General features: G+C 65.8%; 21 protein-coding genes. 15 read left to right on the top strand and 6 right to left on the bottom strand.

The window, feature by feature from the left end:
• The first annotated feature begins 37 nt into the window (after positions 1-37).
• Together ftsH and DKB74_RS09280 are read left to right on the top strand one after the other, a co-directional pair.
• Positions 38-1,996, top strand: coding sequence for an ATP-dependent zinc metalloprotease FtsH (gene ftsH / locus DKB74_RS09285; RefSeq protein WP_109807873.1), 1,959 nt, complete (start codon positions 38-40; stop codon positions 1,994-1,996).
• A 67-nt stretch (positions 1,997-2,063) separates the two neighbouring features.
• Positions 2,064-2,519: a hypothetical protein gene (locus DKB74_RS09280; RefSeq protein ID WP_145960939.1), complete on the top strand. Its 456-nt coding sequence runs from the start codon at positions 2,064-2,066 to the stop codon at positions 2,517-2,519.
• 30 nt (positions 2,520-2,549) lie between these two features.
• Here DKB74_RS09280 and DKB74_RS09275 read toward each other — a convergent pair whose 3' ends face one another.
• Positions 2,550-3,605 (bottom strand): DUF3667 domain-containing protein, encoded by a 1,056-nt coding sequence (locus DKB74_RS09275; RefSeq protein ID WP_109807871.1) that lies wholly within the window; start codon positions 3,603-3,605, stop codon positions 2,550-2,552.
• 96 nt (positions 3,606-3,701) lie between these two features.
• Between DKB74_RS09275 and DKB74_RS09270 the strand changes: the two genes are divergently transcribed.
• The 9 genes from DKB74_RS09270 (at position 3,702) to DKB74_RS09230 (ending at position 10,602) form a co-directional block, all read left to right on the top strand.
• Positions 3,702-4,973 (top strand): glutamate-5-semialdehyde dehydrogenase, encoded by a 1,272-nt coding sequence (locus DKB74_RS09270; RefSeq protein WP_420822404.1) that lies wholly within the window; start codon positions 3,702-3,704, stop codon positions 4,971-4,973.
• 20 nt (positions 4,974-4,993) lie between these two features.
• Entirely contained in the window at positions 4,994-5,659 is a 666-nt protein-coding gene (locus DKB74_RS09265; protein ID WP_109808251.1) for a nicotinate-nucleotide adenylyltransferase, read from the top strand.
• A gap of 26 nt (positions 5,660-5,685) precedes the next feature.
• Positions 5,686-6,057 carry a ribosome silencing factor gene (gene rsfS, locus DKB74_RS09260; protein ID WP_109807870.1) on the top strand — a complete coding sequence of 124 codons (372 nt, stop codon included), beginning with the start codon at positions 5,686-5,688 and terminating at the stop codon, positions 6,055-6,057.
• A 12-nt stretch (positions 6,058-6,069) separates the two neighbouring features.
• A complete protein-coding gene (locus tag DKB74_RS09255) occupies positions 6,070-6,492 on the top strand; it encodes a 23S rRNA (pseudouridine(1915)-N(3))-methyltransferase RlmH (protein ID WP_109807869.1) in 423 nt (140 codons plus the stop codon).
• 4 nt (positions 6,493-6,496) lie between these two features.
• A complete protein-coding gene (locus DKB74_RS09250; protein ID WP_239987449.1) occupies positions 6,497-7,687 on the top strand; it encodes a murein hydrolase activator EnvC family protein in 1,191 nt (396 codons plus the stop codon).
• A gap of 97 nt (positions 7,688-7,784) precedes the next feature.
• Complete coding sequence (locus DKB74_RS09245) at positions 7,785-9,137, top strand: S41 family peptidase (RefSeq protein ID WP_109807868.1); 1,353 nt, start codon at positions 7,785-7,787, stop codon at positions 9,135-9,137.
• A gap of 8 nt (positions 9,138-9,145) precedes the next feature.
• A complete protein-coding gene (locus DKB74_RS09240; protein ID WP_109807867.1) occupies positions 9,146-9,634 on the top strand; it encodes a disulfide bond formation protein B in 489 nt (162 codons plus the stop codon).
• On the top strand, positions 9,631-10,179 hold the full coding sequence (locus DKB74_RS09235; protein ID WP_109807866.1) for a demethoxyubiquinone hydroxylase family protein: 549 nt from the start codon (positions 9,631-9,633) through the stop codon (positions 10,177-10,179). The genes DKB74_RS09240 and DKB74_RS09235 overlap by 4 nt, the downstream gene beginning before the upstream one ends.
• A 39-nt stretch (positions 10,180-10,218) precedes the next feature.
• Entirely contained in the window at positions 10,219-10,602 is a 384-nt protein-coding gene (locus tag DKB74_RS09230) for a hypothetical protein (protein WP_109807865.1), read from the top strand.
• Between the two features lie 6 nt (positions 10,603-10,608).
• On the opposite strand, the gene DKB74_RS09225 is transcribed toward DKB74_RS09230, so the two are convergent.
• Positions 10,609-11,823, bottom strand: a complete 1,215-nt coding sequence (locus tag DKB74_RS09225) for a glycosyltransferase 87 family protein (RefSeq protein ID WP_109807864.1) — start codon at positions 11,821-11,823, stop codon at positions 10,609-10,611.
• A 99-nt stretch (positions 11,824-11,922) separates the two neighbouring features.
• Between DKB74_RS09225 and DKB74_RS09220 the strand changes: the two genes are divergently transcribed.
• Positions 11,923-12,405 (top strand): hemerythrin domain-containing protein, encoded by a 483-nt coding sequence (locus DKB74_RS09220; protein ID WP_109808248.1) that lies wholly within the window; start codon positions 11,923-11,925, stop codon positions 12,403-12,405.
• Positions 12,406-12,467: 62 nt separating this feature from the next.
• Here DKB74_RS09220 and smc read toward each other — a convergent pair whose 3' ends face one another.
• Genes smc through DKB74_RS09205 form a run of 3 tightly spaced genes read right to left on the bottom strand, consistent with a single transcriptional unit; the run spans position 12,468 to position 17,242 of the window.
• Complete coding sequence (smc, locus tag DKB74_RS09215; protein ID WP_109807863.1) at positions 12,468-15,881, bottom strand: chromosome segregation protein SMC; 3,414 nt, start codon at positions 15,879-15,881, stop codon at positions 12,468-12,470.
• Between the two features lie 30 nt (positions 15,882-15,911).
• A complete protein-coding gene (locus tag DKB74_RS09210; RefSeq protein WP_109807862.1) occupies positions 15,912-16,667 on the bottom strand; it encodes a thioredoxin domain-containing protein in 756 nt (251 codons plus the stop codon).
• Positions 16,668-16,708: 41 nt separating this feature from the next.
• Positions 16,709-17,242, bottom strand: coding sequence for a DUF721 domain-containing protein (locus tag DKB74_RS09205; RefSeq protein WP_109807861.1), 534 nt, complete (start codon positions 17,240-17,242; stop codon positions 16,709-16,711).
• A 28-nt stretch (positions 17,243-17,270) separates the two neighbouring features.
• On the opposite strand from DKB74_RS09205, the gene mutY reads away from it, so the two are divergent.
• Genes mutY through nudC form a run of 3 tightly spaced genes read left to right on the top strand, consistent with a single transcriptional unit; the run spans position 17,271 to position 20,505 of the window.
• On the top strand, positions 17,271-18,341 hold the full coding sequence (gene mutY / locus DKB74_RS09200) for an A/G-specific adenine glycosylase (RefSeq protein ID WP_239987448.1): 1,071 nt from the start codon (positions 17,271-17,273) through the stop codon (positions 18,339-18,341).
• Positions 18,329-19,642 carry a serine hydrolase domain-containing protein gene (locus tag DKB74_RS09195; protein WP_109807860.1) on the top strand — a complete coding sequence of 438 codons (1,314 nt, stop codon included), beginning with the start codon at positions 18,329-18,331 and terminating at the stop codon, positions 19,640-19,642. The genes mutY and DKB74_RS09195 overlap by 13 nt, the downstream gene beginning before the upstream one ends.
• Complete coding sequence (nudC, locus tag DKB74_RS09190) at positions 19,639-20,505, top strand: NAD(+) diphosphatase (protein ID WP_109807859.1); 867 nt, start codon at positions 19,639-19,641, stop codon at positions 20,503-20,505. Before DKB74_RS09195 ends, nudC begins: the two co-directional genes overlap by 4 nt.
• 3 nt (positions 20,506-20,508) lie before the next feature.
• On the opposite strand, the gene DKB74_RS09185 is transcribed toward nudC, so the two are convergent.
• Positions 20,509-21,402 (bottom strand): prephenate dehydratase, encoded by an 894-nt coding sequence (locus tag DKB74_RS09185; protein WP_109807858.1) that lies wholly within the window; start codon positions 21,400-21,402, stop codon positions 20,509-20,511.
• Between the last annotated feature and the right edge of the window lie 71 nt (positions 21,403-21,473).

Genomic DNA, 21,473 nt, shown 5'->3' with positions numbered 1-21,473 from the left:
GTCCTATCTATCTTGTCGTGAAAGGTACCGATTCCGCATGAGCGACAATAACGACAAACAGCCTGAGGGCGGCCCCAGCCCCTGGATGAAAAGCCTGTTGATCTGGGTCGGCATTCTTGCCGCGCTGGCGCTGTTCGTGAGCTTCTTCAATGGTTCGAGCACGCAGCAGGCCGCGAACACCGTGCCCTATTCCACCTTCCTCGACCGCGTCGAATCGGGCGAAGTGAAGGAAGTGAATCTGACGCCGAGCACCGGCGCGATCACGGGCATCTATACCGACGAGCAGACGTTCCGGACGAACAATCCGGGCGATGCGCAGCTTGTCCAGCGCCTGCGCGACAAGGGCGTGACGATCAAGGCGCGCGCCGAAGAGACGCCGTCGATCTGGCTCTACATGCTCTATAACTCGCTGCCGTTCCTGCTGTTCGTCGGCATCGCCTTCTTCGTGCTGCGCCAGATGCAGAAAAGCTCGGGATCGGGCGCGATGGGCTTTGGCAAGTCGCGCGCGCGGATGCTGACGCAGAAGGAAGGCAAGGTCACGTTCGATGACGTTGCCGGTATCGACGAAGCGCGCGAAGAATTGCAGGAAATCGTCGAGTTTCTGAAGGACCCGACCAAATTTGCGCGGCTTGGCGGCAAGATCCCCAAGGGCGCGCTGCTGGTCGGTTCGCCCGGCACTGGCAAGACGCTGCTCGCCCGCGCGATCGCGGGTGAGGCGGGCGTGCCCTTCTTTACCATTTCGGGTTCGGACTTTGTCGAAATGTTCGTCGGCGTCGGCGCCAGCCGCGTCCGCGACATGTTCGAACAGGCCAAGAAGAATGCGCCGTGCATCCTGTTCATCGACGAAATCGATGCGGTCGGCCGTTCGCGCGGCGCGGGTCTGGGCAACCAGAATGACGAGCGCGAACAGACGCTCAACCAGCTGCTGGTCGAAATGGATGGTTTCGAAGCCAATGAAGGCATCATCATCATCGCCGCGACCAACCGTCCCGACGTGCTCGACCCCGCGCTGCTGCGTCCGGGCCGTTTCGACCGTCAGGTGGTCGTCCCGCGCCCCGATATCGAAGGCCGGGTGAAGATCCTGCAGGTTCATATGAAGAAGGTGCCGCTGGCGCCCGACGTCGATTCGCGCGTCATCGCGCGCGGCACGCCGGGTTTTTCGGGCGCCGATCTGGCGAATCTGGTCAACGAAGCGGCGCTGCTTGCCGCGCGGCGCGGCAAACGCCTGGTCGCGATGCAGGAATTCGAGGACGCCAAGGACAAGGTCATGATGGGCGCCGAACGGCGCAGCATGGTGATGACCGAGGACGAAAAGCGGATGACTGCCTATCACGAGGCAGGGCACGCCATCGTCGCGCTGCACGAACCGGCGTCGGATCCGATCCACAAGGCGACGATCATCCCGCGCGGCCGTGCGCTGGGCATGGTGATGCGCCTGCCCGAACGCGACAGCTACAGCTATCATCGCGACAAGATGTACGCGAACCTTGCCGTTTCGATGGGCGGCCGCATCGCCGAGGAAGTGATCTTCGGCTATGACAAGGTGTCCTCGGGCGCATCGGGCGACATCCAATATGCGACCAGCCTGGCACGCGACATGGTCACCCGCTGGGGCATGTCGGACAAGGTCGGGCCGCTGGAATATGGCGGATCGGACGACAGCTATCTGGGCTATCAGATGAACCGTCCGGCACAGATGTCGAACGAAACCGCGCAGCTGATCGATGCCGAAATCAAGCAGCTGGTCGAAGGCGGGCTCGAACGCGCGAAGAATGTGCTGACCGAACATATCGATCAGTTGCACAGCCTGGCGCAGGCGCTGCTCGAATATGAAACGCTGACGGGCGAGGAGATCAAGCGGCTGATCGCCGGTGAGGATATCGGTCGCGACGATCCGGGCGCGAGTGCGCAGCCGGTGGCGGCGGGCGGAACTTCGATTCCCAAGATCCGCCGGCCCAAGGGGCCGTTCGGCAACCCGACGCCGCAAGGCGCGTGATCGCGCTCAGCGTGCGTTCATGAACCAACGATCATCCCCGCCGGACCAGTTTCGGCGGGGATTTTCTATGCGGATAACGGCTCTGATCATTTTGGCATGGGCGTGGTGCGGTGTCGTGGCGTCACCGGCTTTTTCAGGCGAGCCTTCTGCCGGTACGCAGGGCCAGCAGGATGCGGAAATGACTCTGCCCGAGGCGATTGCGGGGATCGACGCGCTGTTCGCCGATGCGCGCGCGCGCGCGCAATCGGGCGAGACCTTTGCTCCGACCGACGACGAAAAGGCGTTTCTTCAACGGCTGTTCGCTGCGCAGCAACGTTACGGTCAGGACTATCGCGCGCTGGTCGACGCGCAAAAGGCGGCGGGTGAAACGCCGCGTAGCTGCCTCCCGCCGCCGGGCTCGCATGCGTTCAAGCTTGAGGAATTTGCCGAGATGCTGCGTGCGATTCCCGAGGACGAACGCGCCACGACGTCGCTGCGCGAGGCAAGCTATCGCTTCTTCGATCAGCAGTTTCGCTGCGAATAGGGTCGTGACGGGCCCGGGCGCCCGTTCCGATCAGCCGACCAGCCCCAGAAACACCAGGGCGAGGATAAACAGCGGGACGATCAACGCGGAAATCAGCAGCAGCAGCAGCATCGTGCGCAGCAATGCCGGGAACCGGCGCAGCTGATAGGCCCCTTTGAGGTGCTTGTAGATATGAACCACCGGCACCAGCGTCGCGATCAGAGCCAGCCATTGCATCCGAACGCCCAGACTTCCGGCAATGGTCAGGCCGATGAACAGCATCGACATGAACGCGATCGAATAGGTGATGAACACCGCATGGTCATAGCCGCCATAGCCGCGCTTCCATGCGAACATCAGCCAGACGAACGGCAGCGATAACGGTATGAGAAGCCAGGAGAATTTATAGCCGTTCGACTGAAGCTTATAGAGCATCAGCCCCGGATTCTTCTTCCATTTCTCAAGCCCGTGATCGAGCCGCGCCCAGCCGGTGTGCACTTCCTCGCTCTCGCCCCCGGTGGGATCGGCGATCATCACCGCGCGGCTCAGTGCCTTGTCGCCCGCTTCGGCTTCCGCAATATCCTCCTGCGCCTTGCTATATTCGGGCGATCCCGGTTTCGCTTCGGCAAGGATCTTTTCCGCCTTCTTGCGCGAAACTTCGATTTTCTGGCGCGATTCGGCGATGCTTTCGGTGACATCGGCGCTGCCCTTCAGATCGGTCGGCGGCGAAATGCCCGCGATCTGAAACACCGCGAACATCGTGAATAGCGAGAAGAGGAAAATCGCCATCGGCGAGACGAAGCGCGCGCGCTCGCCTTCGATATAGCGGCGGGTGAGGATGCCCGGGCGGAAACAAAGCAGCGGCAGCGTGCGCCATAATTTGCCGTCGAAATGGACGACGCCGTGCAGGATTTCGTGCCAGATCGCGCCGATCGAACGATGGACATGCGCGGCCTGTCCGCAGCGATGGCAATGCGCGCCGATCAGCCCGGTTCCGCAATTGAGGCACATCGTGCCCTCGCCGCCCGGTTCGCCCGCGCGCGGCTCCACTGCGCGCCCGATCAGCGCCCCGGTAATGATCTCGCCTGCCGCGTCGAATTCCCCCATGACGTGTCTGCTATCACAAGGTCGCGCGACATGGGAGACGGCGCGAACAGGCCGCTTGCGGTTGATCGCGACGCGATTCTCCCCAAGTAAGGGGGCATGACTGATATGATGCTCGAAACCAAACCCGAAACGCTGATCGCCGAGATGGGCGCGCGCGCGCGCGCTGCCGCCGGCGAACTGGCGCAGATGACGACGCAGGCCAAGGCGAAGGCGCTGCGCAGCGCCGCGCAGGCATTGCGCGACGCCGAAGCGGATATCCTTGCGGCCAATGACAAGGATATGGCCGAAGGCGAGGCAAAGGGCCTGACCGGCGCGCTGCTCGACCGGCTGAAGCTCGATTCCAAGCGGTTTGCCGGCATGATCGACGGTGTCGAGGCGATTGCGGGCCTGCCCGATCCGGTGGGTCAGGTGATCGACCGCAGCGAGCGGCCCAACGGGCTGCAGCTCAGCCGCGTGCGCGTGCCGATCGGCGTGATCGGCATCATTTACGAAAGCCGCCCCAATGTGACCGCCGATGCCGGGGCGCTGTGCGTCATGGCGGGCAATGCCGCGATTCTGCGCGGCGGATCGGAAGCCAAATATTCGAACCGCGCGATCCTGAAGGCGCTGCGGGCGGGTCTGGAGGCTTCGGGTGCGCCGGCCGATGCAGTGCAGCTGGTTCCGACGCAGGACCGCGCGGCGGTGGGTGCGATGCTGACCGCCGACGGCGTCATCGACCTGATCGTGCCGCGCGGCGGCAAGTCGCTGGTCGCACGCGTCCAGTCCGACGCGCGCGTTCCCGTGCTCGCGCATCTCGACGGCATCTGTCACACCTATATCGACGGCAATGCCGATCCGGAGACGGCAAAGGCACTGGCGGTCAATGCCAAGATGCGCCGGACCGGCATCTGCGGCGCGACCGAAACGCTGTTGATCGACAAGGCATTTGCCGATGCCAAACCGATTCTGGCGGCGCTGGCCGATGCCGGATGCGAATTGCGCGGCGAAAGCGACGTGCAGGCGCTCGACAGCCACGTGTTGCCGGTGAGCGACGAGGATTGGGACACCGAATATCTCGATTCGATCCTGTCGGTGAAGCTGGTCGATGGTGTCGAAGGCGGCATGGCGCATATCGCGCGCCACAGTTCGGGCCATACCGATGCGATCGTCACCGAAGATGCGGAGACGGCGGAGCGATTCCTCAACACCGTCGACAGCGCGATCGTGATGTGGAACGCCTCGACGCAATTCGCCGATGGCGGTGAGTTCGGGCTGGGCGCGGAAATCGGGATTTCGACCGGGCGGCTGCATGCGCGCGGTCCCGTCGCGCTCGAAGGGCTCACCACCTATAAGTGGCAGGTCCGCGGTTCCGGGCAGGCACGGCCCTGACACCGGCCCGCCGGTCGCGCATCGCCGCGAAATCGCCACAGGCAAAGAAAAAGGGCGGCCCCCGGCGCATCGGCCTGCTCGGCGGGTCGTTCAATCCCGCGCATAGCGGGCATCGCAATATCTCGCTGCACGCATTGCGCGCGCTCGATCTCGACGAAGTGTGGTGGCTGGTTTCGCCGGGCAATCCGCTCAAGGCCGGCGATAGCGACATGGCGCCGCTCGCCGCGCGCCTGGCGTCGGCGCGCGCGATGGCGAAACATGCGCCGATTCGCCCCACTGCGATCGAACGGCGGCTGCGGACGCGATACACGGTCGATACGCTCGCCAAACTGACGCGGCTCTATCCCCGGCATCGCTTCATCTGGCTGATGGGATCGGACAATCTTGCCCAGTTCGATCGCTGGCGCGGGTGGCGCCGGATCGCCCGGCAAGTTCCCATTGCCGTAATCGCGCGGCCGGGCTATAATCGCGATGCTCACGCAAGTCCTGCGATGAGTTGGCTGCGGCGCTATGTGCGGCCCGCAGGCCAGGCAAAGAACTGGACGCGTTGGAGATTGCCGGCACTCGTGCTGTTGCGCTTTCGCCCCGACCCAAATTCGGCGACCCGGCTTCGGGCCACCGATCCTGCCTGGCACCGGCGCTATGCGCCGTCCCTGGAACCCGGCACAAATCGCAGAATACGCTAGGAGTCCCCTTGGCCACATCGCCTACTGTGCTCAGTTCGTCCGACGCCGATAGTGGCGTCGCGGCGTTACATCGACTCGTGCTCGACTCGCTTGATGACGATCAGGCCGTCGAAACCGTGTCGATCCCGCTCGCGGGCAAGAGCAGCATCGCCGATTACATGGTCGTCGCGTCGGGCAAGTCGACGCGGCAGGTCGCGTCGATGGCAACCAAGCTTGCCGAGAAGATCAAGGCCGAATTCGGTCGCACCGCGCGCGTGGAAGGCCTGCCGACCGCCGATTGGGTGCTGATCGATGCCGGCGACGTGATCGTCCATTTGTTCCGGCCCGAAGTGCGCAGCTTCTATAATCTCGAGCGCATGTGGGCGTTCGGCGACGGCGCGACGGCTGGCGAAGCCTGACCGGACGCGCCGGTGCTGCTGCATATCGTCGCGCGTGGCCGTATCGGGCGCAGCCCCGAGGCCGAACTGGTCGCGCGCTATCTGAAGCGGATCAACTGGCCGACGCGGGTAAGCGAACTCCCCGAAACCGGCGGCAAGATGCCCGCCGCGGAAACGCCGATGCGCACGGTCATACTCGATGAAATCGGCGAGAATATTCCCTCGCGCGTTTTGGCGCAGCGGCTGGGGGCGTGGCGCGATGACGGCATTCGCGAAACCCGCTTCCTGATCGGCGCCGCCGACGGATTCGATGACGGCCAGCGGGCCGAGGCGGATCTGCTGCTCGCCTTTGGCAACGCGACCTGGCCGCACATGATGGCGCGCGCGATGCTGGCCGAGCAATTGTGGCGCGCTGTCTCCATCCTTGCCAATCACCCCTATCACCGCGAAGGATAGCCGCATGGCGATGTGGCGGGGGATGGTTACCGGAGCGGCGATGCTGGCGATTCTTGCCAGCGGCAGCCTGGTCCGTGCCCAGACGCCCAGCATGGCGGAGCAGCAATCGCGGCTCGCACGCGCCACGGCGGCGTCGAAGGCCGCGCAGGCAAAATCGGACCAGCTTGAACGTGCCGCTGCGCAGGCGCGCAGTTCCGCCGAACAGGCAAAGGCAAAGGAAGCCGCCGCCGCCAAGCGGATCGAAGCGGCAGCGGCCGATATTCATGCGGCGCGCGCGCGGATCGCGATCGTCGATCGCCAGCTGCGCGTGCAGCGCACCCGGCTTGCCGAACGCCAATCGACCATCCTGCGCCTGATCGCCGCCATTCAGTCGCTGGTCCGGCGCCCGCCCGCGCTGGGGCTGGTCCAGCCCGGATCGACCGAGGATATCGTCCATGTCCGCGCCGTGCTCGGCACCACGCTGCCGGTGGTGCGCGAACGCACCGCCGATGTGCGTGCCGAACTGGAGCGCGTCCAGGGGCTGCGGCGGCTCGCCGAACAGGCGGTCGCCAATCTGCGCGAAGGGCGCGCGCGGCTGGAACGCGAACGCGTCGCGCTGGTGCATCTGGAAGCGGAGAACCGGCTGCGCTCGGAGCGGCTCGACCGCAGCGCGCTGGTCGAATCGGATCGGGCGATCGCGGCGGGTGAGGAAGCGCGCGACATTGTCGACCAGATGGACGTGATCGAAGCCGCCGGCGAAGTGCGCGAAAAGCTTGCGGCACTGCCCGGTCCGCTGCCGCGCCCGGCACAGGCGGGGGAGGCGTCGTCGGTGCCGCCCGCCGCCCGCCGCGCCGCGCCCTATCGCCTGCCGGTTGCGGGCAGCCTTGTCACCGGCATGGGTGAGCTTTCGCCGACGGGGGTGCGATCGCGCGGATTGACGATCGCAACGACCCCGGGGGCTTTGGTGGTCGCGCCGGCCAGCGGCACGATCCGCTATGCCCGCCCGTTCCGCCGCTATGGCGGGGTCGTGATCATCGATCATGGCAAGGGCTGGACCAGCCTGATCGCCGGGGTCGACGCGATCGGCGTGAAGCCGGGCGATCGCGTTACGCAGGGGGCCGCGATCGGTCGCGCAGGCAGCGGCGAAACGCCGCGCGTCACGATCGAACTGCGCCGTCAGGACCGGCCGATGGACATCACCCGACTGCTCGACTGAATCGTCTCGCTTCTGTGATTGTCCGGCTTTGCGCGGGGCCGGCATTGGCGCTATCGTCCCGCGCGAATATTCTGTTCTTCTTCTGGAAAGTCCCTTGATGCCACGCTCGCTATTTCAGGTTACGGCTGCCGTCAGCGCCCTGGCGCTCGTCCCCCTCGCCACCAGCGCGATGGCGGCGGTCGATGCCGGCAATTACCGCGAGCTCGACCTGTTCATGGAAATCTTCAACCGGGTGAAGACCAGCTATGTCGATCCGGTCGACGACAAGACGCTGGTCAAGGGCGCGATTCAGGGCATGCTGGCCGCGCTCGATCCGCATTCCAGCTATGTCGACGAACTCGATTTCGACAATATGCGCATCGCCACCGAAGGCGAATATGGCGGCCTTGGCCTGACCGTCACGATGGAGGACGGGGCAGTGAAGGTCGTCGCGCCGACCGAGGATACGCCCGCCGATCGCGCGGGGATCAAGGCGGGCGATTACATCACGCATCTCGACGGCAAGCTGATCTATGGCGGCACGCTTGACGAGGCGATCACGGTGATGCGCGGACCGCCCGGAACGAAGATCACGCTTACTGTCGTCCGGCCCGGCCATGACAAGCCGATCGATTTCACGCTGACTCGCGAAACGATCATTCAAAAGCCGGTCAAATGGGAAGTGCGCGACGGCGTCGGCATCATCAACATCAACACCTTCTCTCAAAATACCGGCGCCGATACGCGCGCGGCGGTGGCGGCGATCGAGAAGGAACTGGGCCATCCGCCGCTCGGCTATATCGTCGACCTGCGCAACAATGGCGGCGGGCTGCTCAGCCAGGCGATCGAAGTCAGCGACGTGTTCCTCGACCATGGCGAAATCGTTTCGCAGCGCGGGCGCACGCGCGCCGATATCGAACGCTATTATGCCGAATCGGTAGTGCCGGGCGATCTGACCCACGGCCTGCCGATCATCGTGCTGATCGATGCGGGGACCGCTTCGGCTTCGGAAATCGTTGCCGGGGCGCTTCAGGACCATCATCGCGGGCTGGTGATGGGCACCACCAGCTTCGGCAAGGGGTCGGTGCAGACGTTGATGCAGCTTGGCCCCGAAAGCGCGCTGCGGCTCACCACCGCGCGCTATTACACGCCGTCGGGCCGATCGGTTCAGGAAGGCGGGATCACGCCGGATATCAAGGTGCCGCAGCTTTCCGATCCCGACTATCGCACGCGTCCGGTGTTCCGCGAATCCGATCTGCGGCGCCACCTGATCAACGAAATCGATGTGGACGACGCCGCGATGGAAGAGGACAGCAACGAAGACCCGCGCTTCTCTGCCACTGCCGAAGAGCTTGAGGCCCAGGGGATCAAGGACTTCCAGCTCCATTATGCGCTGGACACGATCAAGCGGCTGGGCGGCGGGCAGACCCGATCGGCAAATGCAGGCGGTTCGCCGCGTTCGTCGAATTGAGCACCGGCATGACTCCTCCCGGCATCGTCAAGGCGCGCTGGATCGCATTGCTCGTCCCGCTCGCGCTGCTCGCCGGGGCATGGGGATCGCAGATTTTCGGCGGGTTGCACCCGTGCGAAATGTGCCATTGGCAGCGCTGGCCGCATTATGTCGCGCTTCCGATCGCGCTCGCCGCCTTCTTTGTCCAGCAACCGTTCATGCGTGCGACGCTCATCTGTCTGGCGGCGATATCGATCGCCTTCAGCGGAGCGATTGGCGTGTTTCATGCGGGCGTCGAATATGGCTGGTGGCACGGCATCACCGGATGCACGGCATCGGCGAACATGGAACTGAGCGATGCCGATCTGCTCAATGCGATCAACAGCGCGCCGATCGTCCGCTGTGACGAGGCGCAATGGACTCTGTTCGGCATTTCGCTTGCCGGATGGAATGCAATCATTTCGCTGGGCAGCGCGGCGGTGATTTTCGCGCTGGTGGGGCGCAGGCGCCGGGCATGAGCGGCGCGGGGCCCCGCTGGAAGCCGGGAGACCGGCGTGAGAGCCGCGCGGCGATGCTGCGCGTCGATCAGGCGGGTGAATATGGCGCCACGCGAATCTATGCGGGCCAGCTCGCCGTGCTGGGCGACCGCAACAGCGCGGCGCGCGCGATTGCCGGCATGGCCAATCAGGAAGAACGGCACCGCGCGTTTTTCGATGCGATGATTGCCCGGCGCGGCGTGCGTCCGACCGCGTTGCAACCCTTTTGGGACGTCGCGGGTTTTGCTCTTGGTGCCGTGACGGCGGCGATCGGCCCCGAAGCCGCGATGGCGTGCACGGCGGCGATCGAGACCGAGATCGACGCGCATTATGGCGCGCAGCTCGATACGCTGGGCGATGAAGACCCGGAATTGTCGGGCGCGGTAGCCGAATTTCGTGCGGAGGAAGTCGAACATCGCGACGCCGCGCTGGACGCCGGAGCCGAACAGGCACCTGCCTATCCGTTGCTCGAAGGCACGATCCGGTTGGGCTGCAGGGCTGCCATTGCGCTGTCAAAACGGATATGATGGCGAAACGAATTTGATCGATCGCGAAGGAGAGTTGGCGTGAAGAAGTTGATCGCAATTGCCGTGGCCGCGGCGGGATTCGGCTTTGCCGCGCCCGCTATGGCGCAGGACGCGCCGATCAACGGCACCGTCACCATCTATGGCAATGATCCGTGCCCGGAAGGTCAGATCTGCGTCCGCGCGCCGGAAACCGAACGCTATCGCATTCCCCGGACGATTCGCGAAAATCAGCCGGTCGAGCGGCGGAACGCGGCCTGGGCGACGCGAGTCGACGGGATACTTGATGTCGGTGCGACCGGCATCGGCAGCTGCTCGACGGTCGGACAGGGTGGCCAGACCGGATGCTCCGCTCAGGAAATCCGCGATGGCGCGGCCGAAGCACGCGAACGCGCGGCGCGGAACACCAATTTGCCGCTCCCCTGATCGCGCTCAGTCGCCAGCTTCGGCTTTGGTCAGCCAGATCGGCGGCGGAAACCGGAGCATGTCGGCGATCAGCCACAGCATCGCCGCGCCGCGCAGCGCCGCTGCCCAGGCGATATGGACCGGCATCGCGGCGGGCCATGCGCCTGCCATCCGCGCGAACGACCAGAATTCGGTGAAATAGGCAGCGATATCGCCAAGCACGAACAGCGCGACCGGCCAGAGCCGTGGCGCGGCGATCAGCAGCATCGGATAGATCCACAGATCGAATTGCGGCGAATAGACTTTGTTGGTGAGCAGGAACCAGCAGAGGACCGGCGGGAATACCAGCCAGAGGCGCGTTCGCCGCGTGCGCCAGCCGATCGCCAGGATTGCGATAGCTCCGGCCAGAAAGGCAGTTGCCGACGCCAGGTTCCGCGCGGCGATGCCGCTGCGCCAGACGCCCTGGACGTGCAATATCTCCCAGATCGAAGCCGATGTCCCCGCCCGGACGCCGGAAAACCGATAGAATTCCGACCAGTTTTCGAAAGCCAGCAGCGCGACCGGCAGGTTGACCAGCGCCCATGCGCCGATCGCCGCGGCGGACAGCAACGCCGCCTTGCCGACCCGCCGGGCAAAGCGTGCGTCCGGATCGCCGAACAGCGCCTGTAGCCCGAGCAGCGGCAGCAGCAGCACCGGAAACAGCTTCGCGGCGGTGCCCAGTGCCGCAAGCGCGGCTGCGCCGACGATGCGGTCGCGCCGCGCGAGCAACATCGCGCCCACCGCCAGGGTGACTGCGATCAGGTCCCAATTATGCCCCAGATAGAGGATCAGCGGCGGCGCGGCGGCCCAGCACCACAAGCGACGCTGCGGCATCCCCATGCGCCGGAACATCCAGAGCAGCGCGAAGGCGAGCAGCGCATTGCCGATACTCACCCAGAGCAGGAAGTTCCACGCCGTCGGATGGATGCCGGTCGCATGTGCCAGCATCGCTTCGACCCATATCGCCGCGCCGGTCAGCACCGGATATTCCATCGGCGTCTGGAAATAGGGGATGGCGCCCTGGTCCAGGTGCCGTGCAGTCCAGAAAGGCACAGCGTCGCTGTAACAGCCGCTGCTATATTGGACGGCGCCGGGCCAGCCGCCGTGATTGAGGCAATGTGCCTTGAATGCCCAGCCCAGCAGGCAGGTCAGTGCCAGCGCAGCCGGCAAGGCGAAGCGCGCGAGATTCCGGCTGGCGAACATATTCCTCACTTATTTCCGCGACTTGCGATCGACTCGCATCTGCAACCGCATGCCGCATTCGCGGATTGAACAGGCAAAGCAGAATTGGAGGACAAACAGGTGGCAGACGTTCGCATTTTTTCCGATCTCAAGGAAGATCATGACCGCCAGCGCAAGCTGCTCGACCAGCTGGCCGAAACGCATGGCGACAGCGAGGAACGCCGCACCCTGTTCGAAAAGCTGCGGCTCGAGCTTCAGGCGCATGCCGCCGCCGAGGAAGAATCGCTCTATGCGACGATGCTTGCCGATCCCGATCTGCGCGACGATGCGCGCCATTCGGTGTCCGAGCACAAGGAAATCGACGATTTTCTGGGCGAGCTGGTCGAAATGGAGATGAGCTCGAGCGGCTGGCTGACCAAATTCAAGGAAATGAAGCACCGCTACGAACATCATATCGATGAGGAAGAGGAAGAGATGTTCCCGGCGGCTGCCAAGGAGCTGAGCAAGGAAACCGAGGCGCGTCTCGCCAAGGTGTTCGAAGCGCGCAAGCCGCGTGAAATGGCGCGTGCGCAAGAAGAGTTGCCCGGCGACGCACGCGAATAACGCGGCCTGTCGTCTGTCTGAAACGGCGCTGGAACGAGTCTCCGGCGCCGTTTTGCTGTCCGCTATTCCGCCGCGAGCAGGCTTTCGGCGCCGCCCAGATCGACGCTGACGAGTCGGCTGACGCCGCGTTCGACCATCGTCACGCCGAACAGCCGGTCCATCCGCGCCATCGTTGCGGCATTGTGGGTGACGATCAGATAGCGGGTGCGGGTTTCGCGGTTCATCCGGTCGAGCAAATCGCAGAAACGCTCGATATTCGCGTCATCAAGCGGCGCATCGACTTCGTCGAGCACACAGATCGGTGCGGGGTTGGTGAGGAACAGGCCAAAGATCAGCGCAACGGCGGTCAGCGCCTGTTCGCCGCCCGAAAGCAGCGTCAGCGATTGCAGCTTCTTCCCCGGCGGCTGCGCCATGATTTCCAGCCCCGCTTCGAGCGGATCGTCCGAATCGATCAGTTCCAGATGCGCCGCGCCGCCGTTGAACAATGTCGTGAAGAGCCGCGTGAAATGGGCGTTCACGGCTTCGAACGCCGCCAGCAGCCGCTGTCGTCCCTCGCGATTGAGCGTGCCGATCGATCCGCGCAGCTGATTGACCGCCTGCGTCAATTCGTCGCGCTCCTTCGCATTGGCGGCGCTTGATTCGCTCAGTTCAGCCAGTTCGGTTTCGGCGACCAGATTGACCGGCCCGATCCGCTCGCGCTCGGCGATCAGCCGGTCGTGCGTTGCCGATTCGGCACCGGGATCGCCGACGCTTTCGGTATCGAACCCCACGCGCTGGCCCAGCAGCGGCGGCGGGCATTCGAACCGTTCGCCCGACAACCGGCCCATTTCGATGCGCCGCGCCTCCTGATTTTCCGCGCGGGCGGCGGCACCCGCGCGCAACTCGCGTGCTTCGGCGAGCCGCTCGGCGGTCATGCGGACGTCATTTTCGGTAACGCGTAATGCGGCTTCGGCTTCGGCTTCGGCGGCCTGGGCGGCGGCGGATTCGGCGCGGGCGGTGTCGCTCGATTTCTCGGCCTCGGCAATCTGCGCGTCGAGCGTGGCGGGGCGCGACGCGAGCTGATCCTTTTCGGTCGCGAGCGCGACGGCGCGCTTGTCCATTTCCTCGCTGCGGCGTGCGGCTTCGCCGGCGCGAGCCTGCCAGCTTTTGCGTTCGGCCTGCGCGGCGGCGAGCCTTTCGCGTGCGCGGCTCATTTCCTGTTCCTGCGCGGCGCGTTCGGCACGCGCGCTCGCGGCGGCGGCGCGGCGGTTCTCGGTATCGCCGGTCAGCCGCGCCACCCGGTCGCGCGTCGCCTGGCCGTCGGGCAAGGCCGACAGCGCGGTCTGGGCGCGGGCGCGTTCGTCCTCGGCCTCTTCGACTTCGCCTGCGACGCGGCGGACCCGCGCTTCGAGGTCGGCACGCTGCGCTTCGATTCGCTCGATCTGGCTGGCGGCGCGATCTTCGGCGCGCGCGGCCTCGCGTCCGGCGACTTCGGCATGTTCGAGCACGCGGCGCGCGTCGGCGGCGGCACGGCGCGCCTCGCCAATATCCTCTTCGATCTTCGCGAGCTGCGCTTCGGCGGTTTCCACGGCGCGCAATGCCGCAGGCCGCGCCTTTTCGATGGCGTGGAGGCGATTGACCCGTTCGAGCCGCTGCGCTGCCGCTGCGCCGCCCGAACGTGCGGTATAGCCGTCCCATCGGCGCAATTTGCCGTCGAGCGTCACCAGCCGCTGCCCGACTGCGAGCTTCTGGCCGGCGTCGCTCTCGGCTACCAGCACCTGTGCCAGCCGTCGCGCCAGCGCGGCGGGGGCATCGACATGCGCGGCAAGCGGCGTGGTATCGCTCGCGGCGCCGGGATCGCCGGGCAGCGGATCGGCGCCCGCCCAATAACGTTCGGCGGTCGCATCCAGCCCTGCTTCCAGATCGTCGCCGAGCGCGGCGGCGAGCGCGCGTTCATAGCCTTCATCGACTTTCAGCCGGTCGAGCAGCCGGTCCTTGCCCGATGGGCGCGTCGCCTTGGCCAGTGCCGCGGCTTCGCTGTCGAGCTGGGCGAGTTCGGCATGCGCGCCTGCGCGGTTCGATTGCGCCTTGTCGCGCGCGTCGATCGCCGATCGTTCGGCGGCGTCGGCGCGGGCAAGCCCGGTGCGACCGGTTTCGGCCTGTTGCAGCGCCTGTTCGCGCGCCCTGGCGGCGCGGACGCGTTCGGCCTGCAGCGGCTCGCTGTCGGCCAGCGACCTGAGCTCGGCATCGACGCGGGCCTTGTCGCGTTCGGCGCGTTCGACGCGCGTTCGGGCTGCGCTCAGCGCCGCTTCGGCAACGCGGGCCTCTGCCGCTTCGCTCGCCTGTTCGGCCATCGCCTGTGCCAGCGCCACTTCGGCGTCGCGCGCGGCCCGCTCCGCCTCCGCCAGTGCGGTTTCGAGCTGGGGCATGCGCGTTGCAGCGTCGGCGATGCGAAGGTCGAGTGCTTTTGCCTCTTCCTCCAGCCGCGACAGCGCCTCGGCGGCATCGCGCGCCAGCTCTCCCTCGCGCCCCTTGTCGGCGGCGAGCCTGACTTCGCTGTCGGCAAGTTCCTGAAGCCGGCGATCGACGGTCGCCCGGTCGCTGCGCAATCCGGCGAGCTTGTGCATCGCCTCGCTCGCGCGGTCACGAACGGCCAGCGCGGCGGTACGCGCGCCGCCCAGTTTTTCCGCAGCGATACGCTGGGCCTCGCCCGCCGCTTCCTGCGCGGCGGCCCGCTCGGCAACCTGCGCGTCGGCGGCGGCAGCCTCTGCCTTGGCTGCATCGGCGGCGGCAGCGGCATCGCGCCAGCGCGCATAGATCATCCGCGCCTCGGCGACGCGGATATCGTCCGATAGCGCGCGATAGCGTTCGGCCTGTCGCGCCTGACGACGCAGGGCGGACGCGCGCGCTTCCTGATCGGAAATGACTTCGTCGAGCCGCGTCAGATTGGTTTCGGTGGCACGCAGTCGCTGCTCGGCATCCTTGCGGCGGACATGGAGCCCGGCGATGCCTGCCGCTTCTTCCAGCATCGCGCGCCGCTCGGCCGGCTTTGCGGAGATGACGGCGCTGATTCGCCCCTGGCTGACCAGTGCGGGCGAATGCGCGCCGGTCGCAGCGTCGGCGAACAGCAAAGCGACGTCCTTTGCGCGGACATCGCGTCCGTTGATGCGATAGGCCGAACCCGCCCCGCGCTCGATCCGGCGGACGACTTCGACTTCGCCGTCATCCTCGCCCGCGACTTCGTCGGTAAGGATCGAAACTTCGGCGAAATCGCGCGCGGGCCGTGCGGCGGTGCCCGCGAAAATGACATCCTCCATGCCCGAACCGCGCATCGAACGGGGCGAGTTTTCGCCCATCGCCCATCGCAACGCTTCGAGCAGGTTGGATTTGCCGCAGCCATTGGGGCCGACGATGCCCGTCAGCCCCGGTTCGATACGCAGGTCGGCAGGATCGACGAAGCTCTTGAAGCCGGAGAGCCTCAGGCGCTTGATCTGCATCGCCGCTCCCGCGCCGTTCGCCGGTGCGCCTTAACGCGCGCCGGCCGCCCGGATCTGCGGTTCGATGTCGGACCAGACGATGCCGCTGGGCACCTTCTCACCATTGATGAAGAAGGTCGGCGTGCTGTTCACGCCAAGCTCGTTCGAGGCATAGCGGAGCATCGAAGTCAGTTCGGTCACGGCGGCCTGATCGTTCAGGCACTGATCGACCTTTGCCTGCGGCACGCCGCGCTGCTTGACGAAATCGACATAGCCGAGCTGTTGGGCCCACATCTTCGCGGCCTGCGGCGCCGGCAGGCTCTGAATCTGCACAACCGTCTGCTGCGAAAGGCCCTGGGCGGTGCGGTTGAACTGCGGCTGGGCGACGTACATCTGATCGAGCATCGGGAAGAAACGCTCCTTCGCCACGCAGCGGCCGAGCAAGGCTACGCCCAGATCCTGCGGGTGAAGCAGATAGTCACGAAATTCATAGCTGACCCGCCCAGTAGCTACATAATTTTCCATCAGCGGCTTATAGCTGGTGGTCGCGAATGCGGCACAGGCCGGGCAGCTGCGCGAGCCATATTCGACGAACTTGATCGGCGCATCGGGATTGCCGACGCGATAGCCGCCCTCTTCGGTCTTGCTGACGACTTCGGTCCAGGGCGTGCCTTCGGCCGCGGCGACATTGGCGACCGGGTCGCCCTGAAGGCTGGCGGTGGTATTGGCATTGCCGCCGCCGCATCCGGCAAGCATCAGCAAGGGCGCGGCAAGGGCGATGGGCAGGAAGCGGAAGACGGAACGCATCTCAATTCTCTCCGGTTATGCGAACGGGCGGGGCAGGTATCTCAGCTGATCTTGCCCAGCTTGGGAATATGGGTCGATTTCGAAACCCCGGCGGCCAGCGCTTCGAGCACGGCGCGCAGTTCGGGATCGGTGATATGGCGCAGGCTTTCGCTCAGCTCTTCCGATATCGGCGCGGGAACGGGCCGGGCGGGGGGCTGTGGCGCGCGTGGCACTTCGCCATGGCGAATCGCCACACGGGCGATGGCGGGATAGCCGAAGAAGCGATTGACGCGTTCGACGATCTCGGGACCCAGATGCTGGAGCATCGGCGCATGCGCGCCGCCGGTCACCAATGTCAGCACGCCTTCGGCGCGCTTGCCGTGCGGGAAGCGAATCGATTCCGGCGCGGAAACCCCGGCAAAGCGTTCGCCGACGATTTCGCGCCAGCGGCTCACCACCGAATGCTGGACGAAACCGAATTTGCGGAATGTGGCGCGCCCAACGTCCGGCAACAGCTCGGCGACGGGCCGCGGGCGCAGGCTGCGCTGCGGCTCGGCGGCCGATTTTCGCGAAGAAGTGGGGACGGGCTTTTTCATTAGCTGCCACCCATGCCATAGCCGGGGTGTGTCCGACAATCTTCCTCGCGCCCGAAAGTCCGATCCGGCGCGCGATCTGCTCGCCTGGTACGATGCGCATGCCCGCGAATTGCCCTGGCGCGCGCCCCCCGGCGCGCCGCCCGCCGATCCCTATCGCGTCTGGCTGTCCGAAGTGATGCTGCAACAGACCCAGGTCGCGACCGTGAAGCCCTATTTCGAGAAATTCACGGCGCGCTGGCCCGATTTCGCTGCGCTGGCTGCGGCGGAGGACGCCGATCTGATGGCGGCATGGGCGGGGCTTGGCTATTATGCGCGGGCCCGCAACCTGCTCGCCTGTGCCCGTGCGGTGGCGCAGGACCATGGCGGCGCATTGCCGCGCACCGAATCGGAACTTCGCGCGCTGCCCGGCATCGGCGGCTATACGGCGGCGGCGGTCGCCGCGATCGCGTTCGGCGAACGCGCGGTGGTGGTCGATGCCAATGTCGAGCGCGTCGTTTCGCGCCTGTTCGCGCTCGAAGCGCCGCTTCCGGCCGCCAAGCCGCGCATCCACGCGCTGGCCGACACGATCACGCCGGAACGCCGGGCCGGCGATTTCGCGCAGGCGATGATGGATCTGGGCAGCATGATCTGCACCGCGCGCGCGCCCAAATGCCTGCTATGCCCATTGCAGCGCGATTGCGCGGCCTTTGCCGAAGGCGCGCCGGAAACCTATCCGCGCAAGACGCCCAAGGCTGTGCGCCCGCAGCGGCACGGCACTTTTTTCTGGGTCGAACAGGACGGCGCGGTGCTGCTGGTGCGGCGGCCGGACAAGGGATTGCTGGGCGGCATGCGCGCGCTGCCGACCGGACCCTGGCAGGCAACGCCGCCGGGAACCGAAGGCGCGCCGGTCCGTGCCGACTGGCATATTTCCGAAACGATCGTCAGCCATGGCTTTACCCATTTCCGGCTCGACGTCGCGCTTGCGAAGACCAGCGTAACCGTGCGACCTGAAATCGACAGCGGCATATGGTGGCCGGTGGACGAGATGGAAGCGGCGGGATTGCCGACGGTGTTTGCCAAGGCCGCCCGCGCATTCGGGAGAGAAAGATGCGCAATCTGAACCGTTTCGGCCTTGCCGGCATCGCCGCCGCGCTGCTCGCCACCACAGCCTGTATCGGCCAGACAAGCGTTCGTACGCCGCCCGTCGCCGCCATGGTTCCCGCCTCGGTCGAAACCCAGGCGCTGGCCGACCGCTATGTCGCCGAGGACAAGGTGCCGGGCATCGTCATCGCCTATGGCGGACGCGGCGACCCGGTTTTCGTCAGCGCGGGGCGGATCGCCGAGCAAGCCGATGCGCCCGCTGCGGATGCCGATTCGCTGTGGCGCGTCTATTCGATGACCAAGCCGATCACGGCGATGGCGGCGATGATCCTGATCGAAGAGGGTAAGATCGGGCTCGACCAGCCGGTTTCCGATTTCATCCCCGGCTTTGCGCAGATGCGCGTGCTGACCGACCCGGAGAACAGCCTCGACAGCCGGCCCGCCGCGCGGCCGATCACGATTCGCCATTTGCTGACGCACACCGCCGGGCTGGGCTATTCGATCATCACGACCGGGCCGTTGCTCGCCGAATATAACCGGCTGGGCATCAATCCCGGCCAGGTGAATGTGCAGCAGGAAGTCGAATTCCGAAAGACGCGTCCCGAAACGCTCGCCGAATTCGCCGATCGCGTGGCGACGCTTCCGCTGATCGCCGATCCGGGCACCAAATGGAGCTATTCGATCGGCCTCGACGTGATGGGCCGCGTGATCGAAGTGGCGAGCGGCATGCCGTTCGACGCATTCGTGCAACAGCGGATATTCGATCCGCTCGGCATGAAATCGAGCTATTGGACCGTGCCCGAAAGCGCGGCGGGGCGGCTCGCGACCAATTATTTCTATCTGGGGTCGCGCCGCATTCCGATCGATCCGCGCCAGGCATCGGTTTTCCTTCAGCCGCCGAGCTTTCCCTATGGTGGCGCGGGGCTGGTGATGTCGGCGCGCGATTATGACCGGTTCCTTCACATGCTCCTCAACCAAGGCGAACTGGACGGCGTGCGGGTGATGAAGCCCGAAACGGTGCAGCTCGCCATGTCGAACCTGTTGCCCGAAGGGGTGCAGTTCGGCGGGATCGGCGGCGTTACCGGCGGTACGACGGGCGGAAATCTGGGCTATGGCGCGGGCGGGTCGGTCTATCTGGTCAGCGTGCCGGGCGGTGCGGGCAAGGGCACCTATGGCTGGGGCGGGGCGGCGGGAACCGTCGCCTGGGTCGATCCGACCAATGGCGTACGCGGCACGGTGATGGTCAATTTCATGCCGCCCGACAAATGGCCGCTGCGTGCCGATTCGGTCGGTGCCGTCTATGCAGACATGGCGCGGTGAAGGCGCCGGGATTTACCGGCGGGATCGTCGATCGCGCCGACTGGCTGCGCCACGATGCCGCCGCGCTGGAAAAGGTCCGGCGGGATCCGCGTGCGAAACTGCTCGATCTGAACGGTCTCGATCCGGTGCTGGTCGAAGACCGGCTCGGCTGGACCCCGCTTCAGACGGTTGATGACGGCGAACCGCTCATCCTGCTGGGGCTGATCGACGATGTCGCGCATTTCACACGGCTCGATCCGCAGCCTGCCGATGGTGCGCGCCATGGCGGTATTTTCGATGCGATCACGCGGCTGCCCGAATGGGAAGCGGCGCTTTATGCCGCCGCGCGCAGTGTTTCCGACTGGCACAAGCGGCATGGATTCTGCGCCCGGTGCGGTCATGAAACCGCGCCGTTCCGCGCCGGATGGGCGCGCAAATGCGGCAATTGCGGCGCCGAACATTATCCGCGCACCGATCCGGTCGTGATCATGATCGCCGAACATGACGGGCGCGCACTGCTCGGACGTCAGGCGAGCTGGGCGCCGGGGCGCTATTCGGCGCTGGCGGGTTTTCTGGAACCGGGCGAATCGATCGAGGAAGCGGTGGCGCGCGAAACGCTGGAGGAATCGGGCGTTCGCGTCGCCAATGTCCGCTATATCGCCAGCCAGCCCTGGCCGTTTCCGTCTTCGCTGATGATCGCCTGTGTCGGGGAAGCGCTGGACGACCGCATCACCATCGATCCCAATGAGATCGAGGATGCGCGCTGGTTCACGCGCGACGAAGTGCGCGCGGCGCTGGCGGGCGATCCCGATGCGCCGTTCGGCGCGCCGCCGCCGATCGCCATCGCGCACACGCTGCTCAGTGTCTGGGCCGGAGTCGAATAACCGTCAGTCGGGACGCGCGCGCGCCTGGGCATAGGTGCCGAGCAACCGCACCCATTTGGTGTGGAAGCCCAGTTCCTCGAGCGCGCGATCGACTGCCGGGTCGCCGGGGCGCCCGACGATATCGGCATAAAATTCCGAAGCCGCAAAGCTCGCGCCGCGCTGATAGCTTTCCAGCTTGGTCATGTTGACGCCGTTGGTCGCGAACCCGCCCAGCGCCTTGTAGAGCGCGGCGGGGATATTGCGGACTTCGAATATGAAGGTCGTCATGAACGGCCCCTCGCCCGCGATCGGGCCCGCCGCCCGCGCAAGCACGACGAAGCGCGTCATATTATGATCGGCATCGGCAAGATCATCGGCCAGCACGTCCAGGCCATAGATTCCGGCCGATCCCGCCGGCGCGAGCGCGGCGATCGCCGGGTCGTTGAGTTCGGCGACGACCGCTGCCGCACCCGCCGTGTCTGGATAGGCCACAGGCTTGATCCCGTGTTCCTTCAGCCAGTGGCGGCACTGGCCGAGCGCCTGGACATGGCTCATCGCCTCGCGAACATCCTCGATCGCGCCGGTGCCGAGCAGCGCGTGGCGAATCTGGCGGAAATGCTCGCCGGTGATCACCAGTCCCGATTCGGGCAGCAGGAAATGCATGTCGGCGACGCGGCCATGCAGCGAATTTTCGATCGGGATCAGCGCGCAATCGGCGCGCCCTTCGCGTACTGCGTCGATCGCATCCTCGAAACTGAAACAGGGCAGCGGCAGGCAATCGGGAAAGGCTTCGAGCGCGGCCAGATGCGAATTGGCGCCCGGTGCGCCCTGAAAGGCGACGGCCCGGTGCGGCTCTTTTGCCGCCTTCTCGATCATTTCGGCGACGATAGGACGGGCCGGTGCTGCGAAATTTTCCATGGGGCGGTGCGATTGCCTCTGTTTTCGTTTGTCTGCAAGCCCGGCTTGCGATGGAAGGAAGGGCGCTCTAA

Origin of the sequence: Stakelama portus (assembly GCF_003171655.1) — a bacterium.
GTDB lineage: Bacteria > Pseudomonadota > Alphaproteobacteria > Sphingomonadales > Sphingomonadaceae > Sphingomonas > Sphingomonas portus.
Note: the sequence above shows the minus strand (reverse complement) of the source record. Positions and strands in the feature narration are given on the sequence as shown.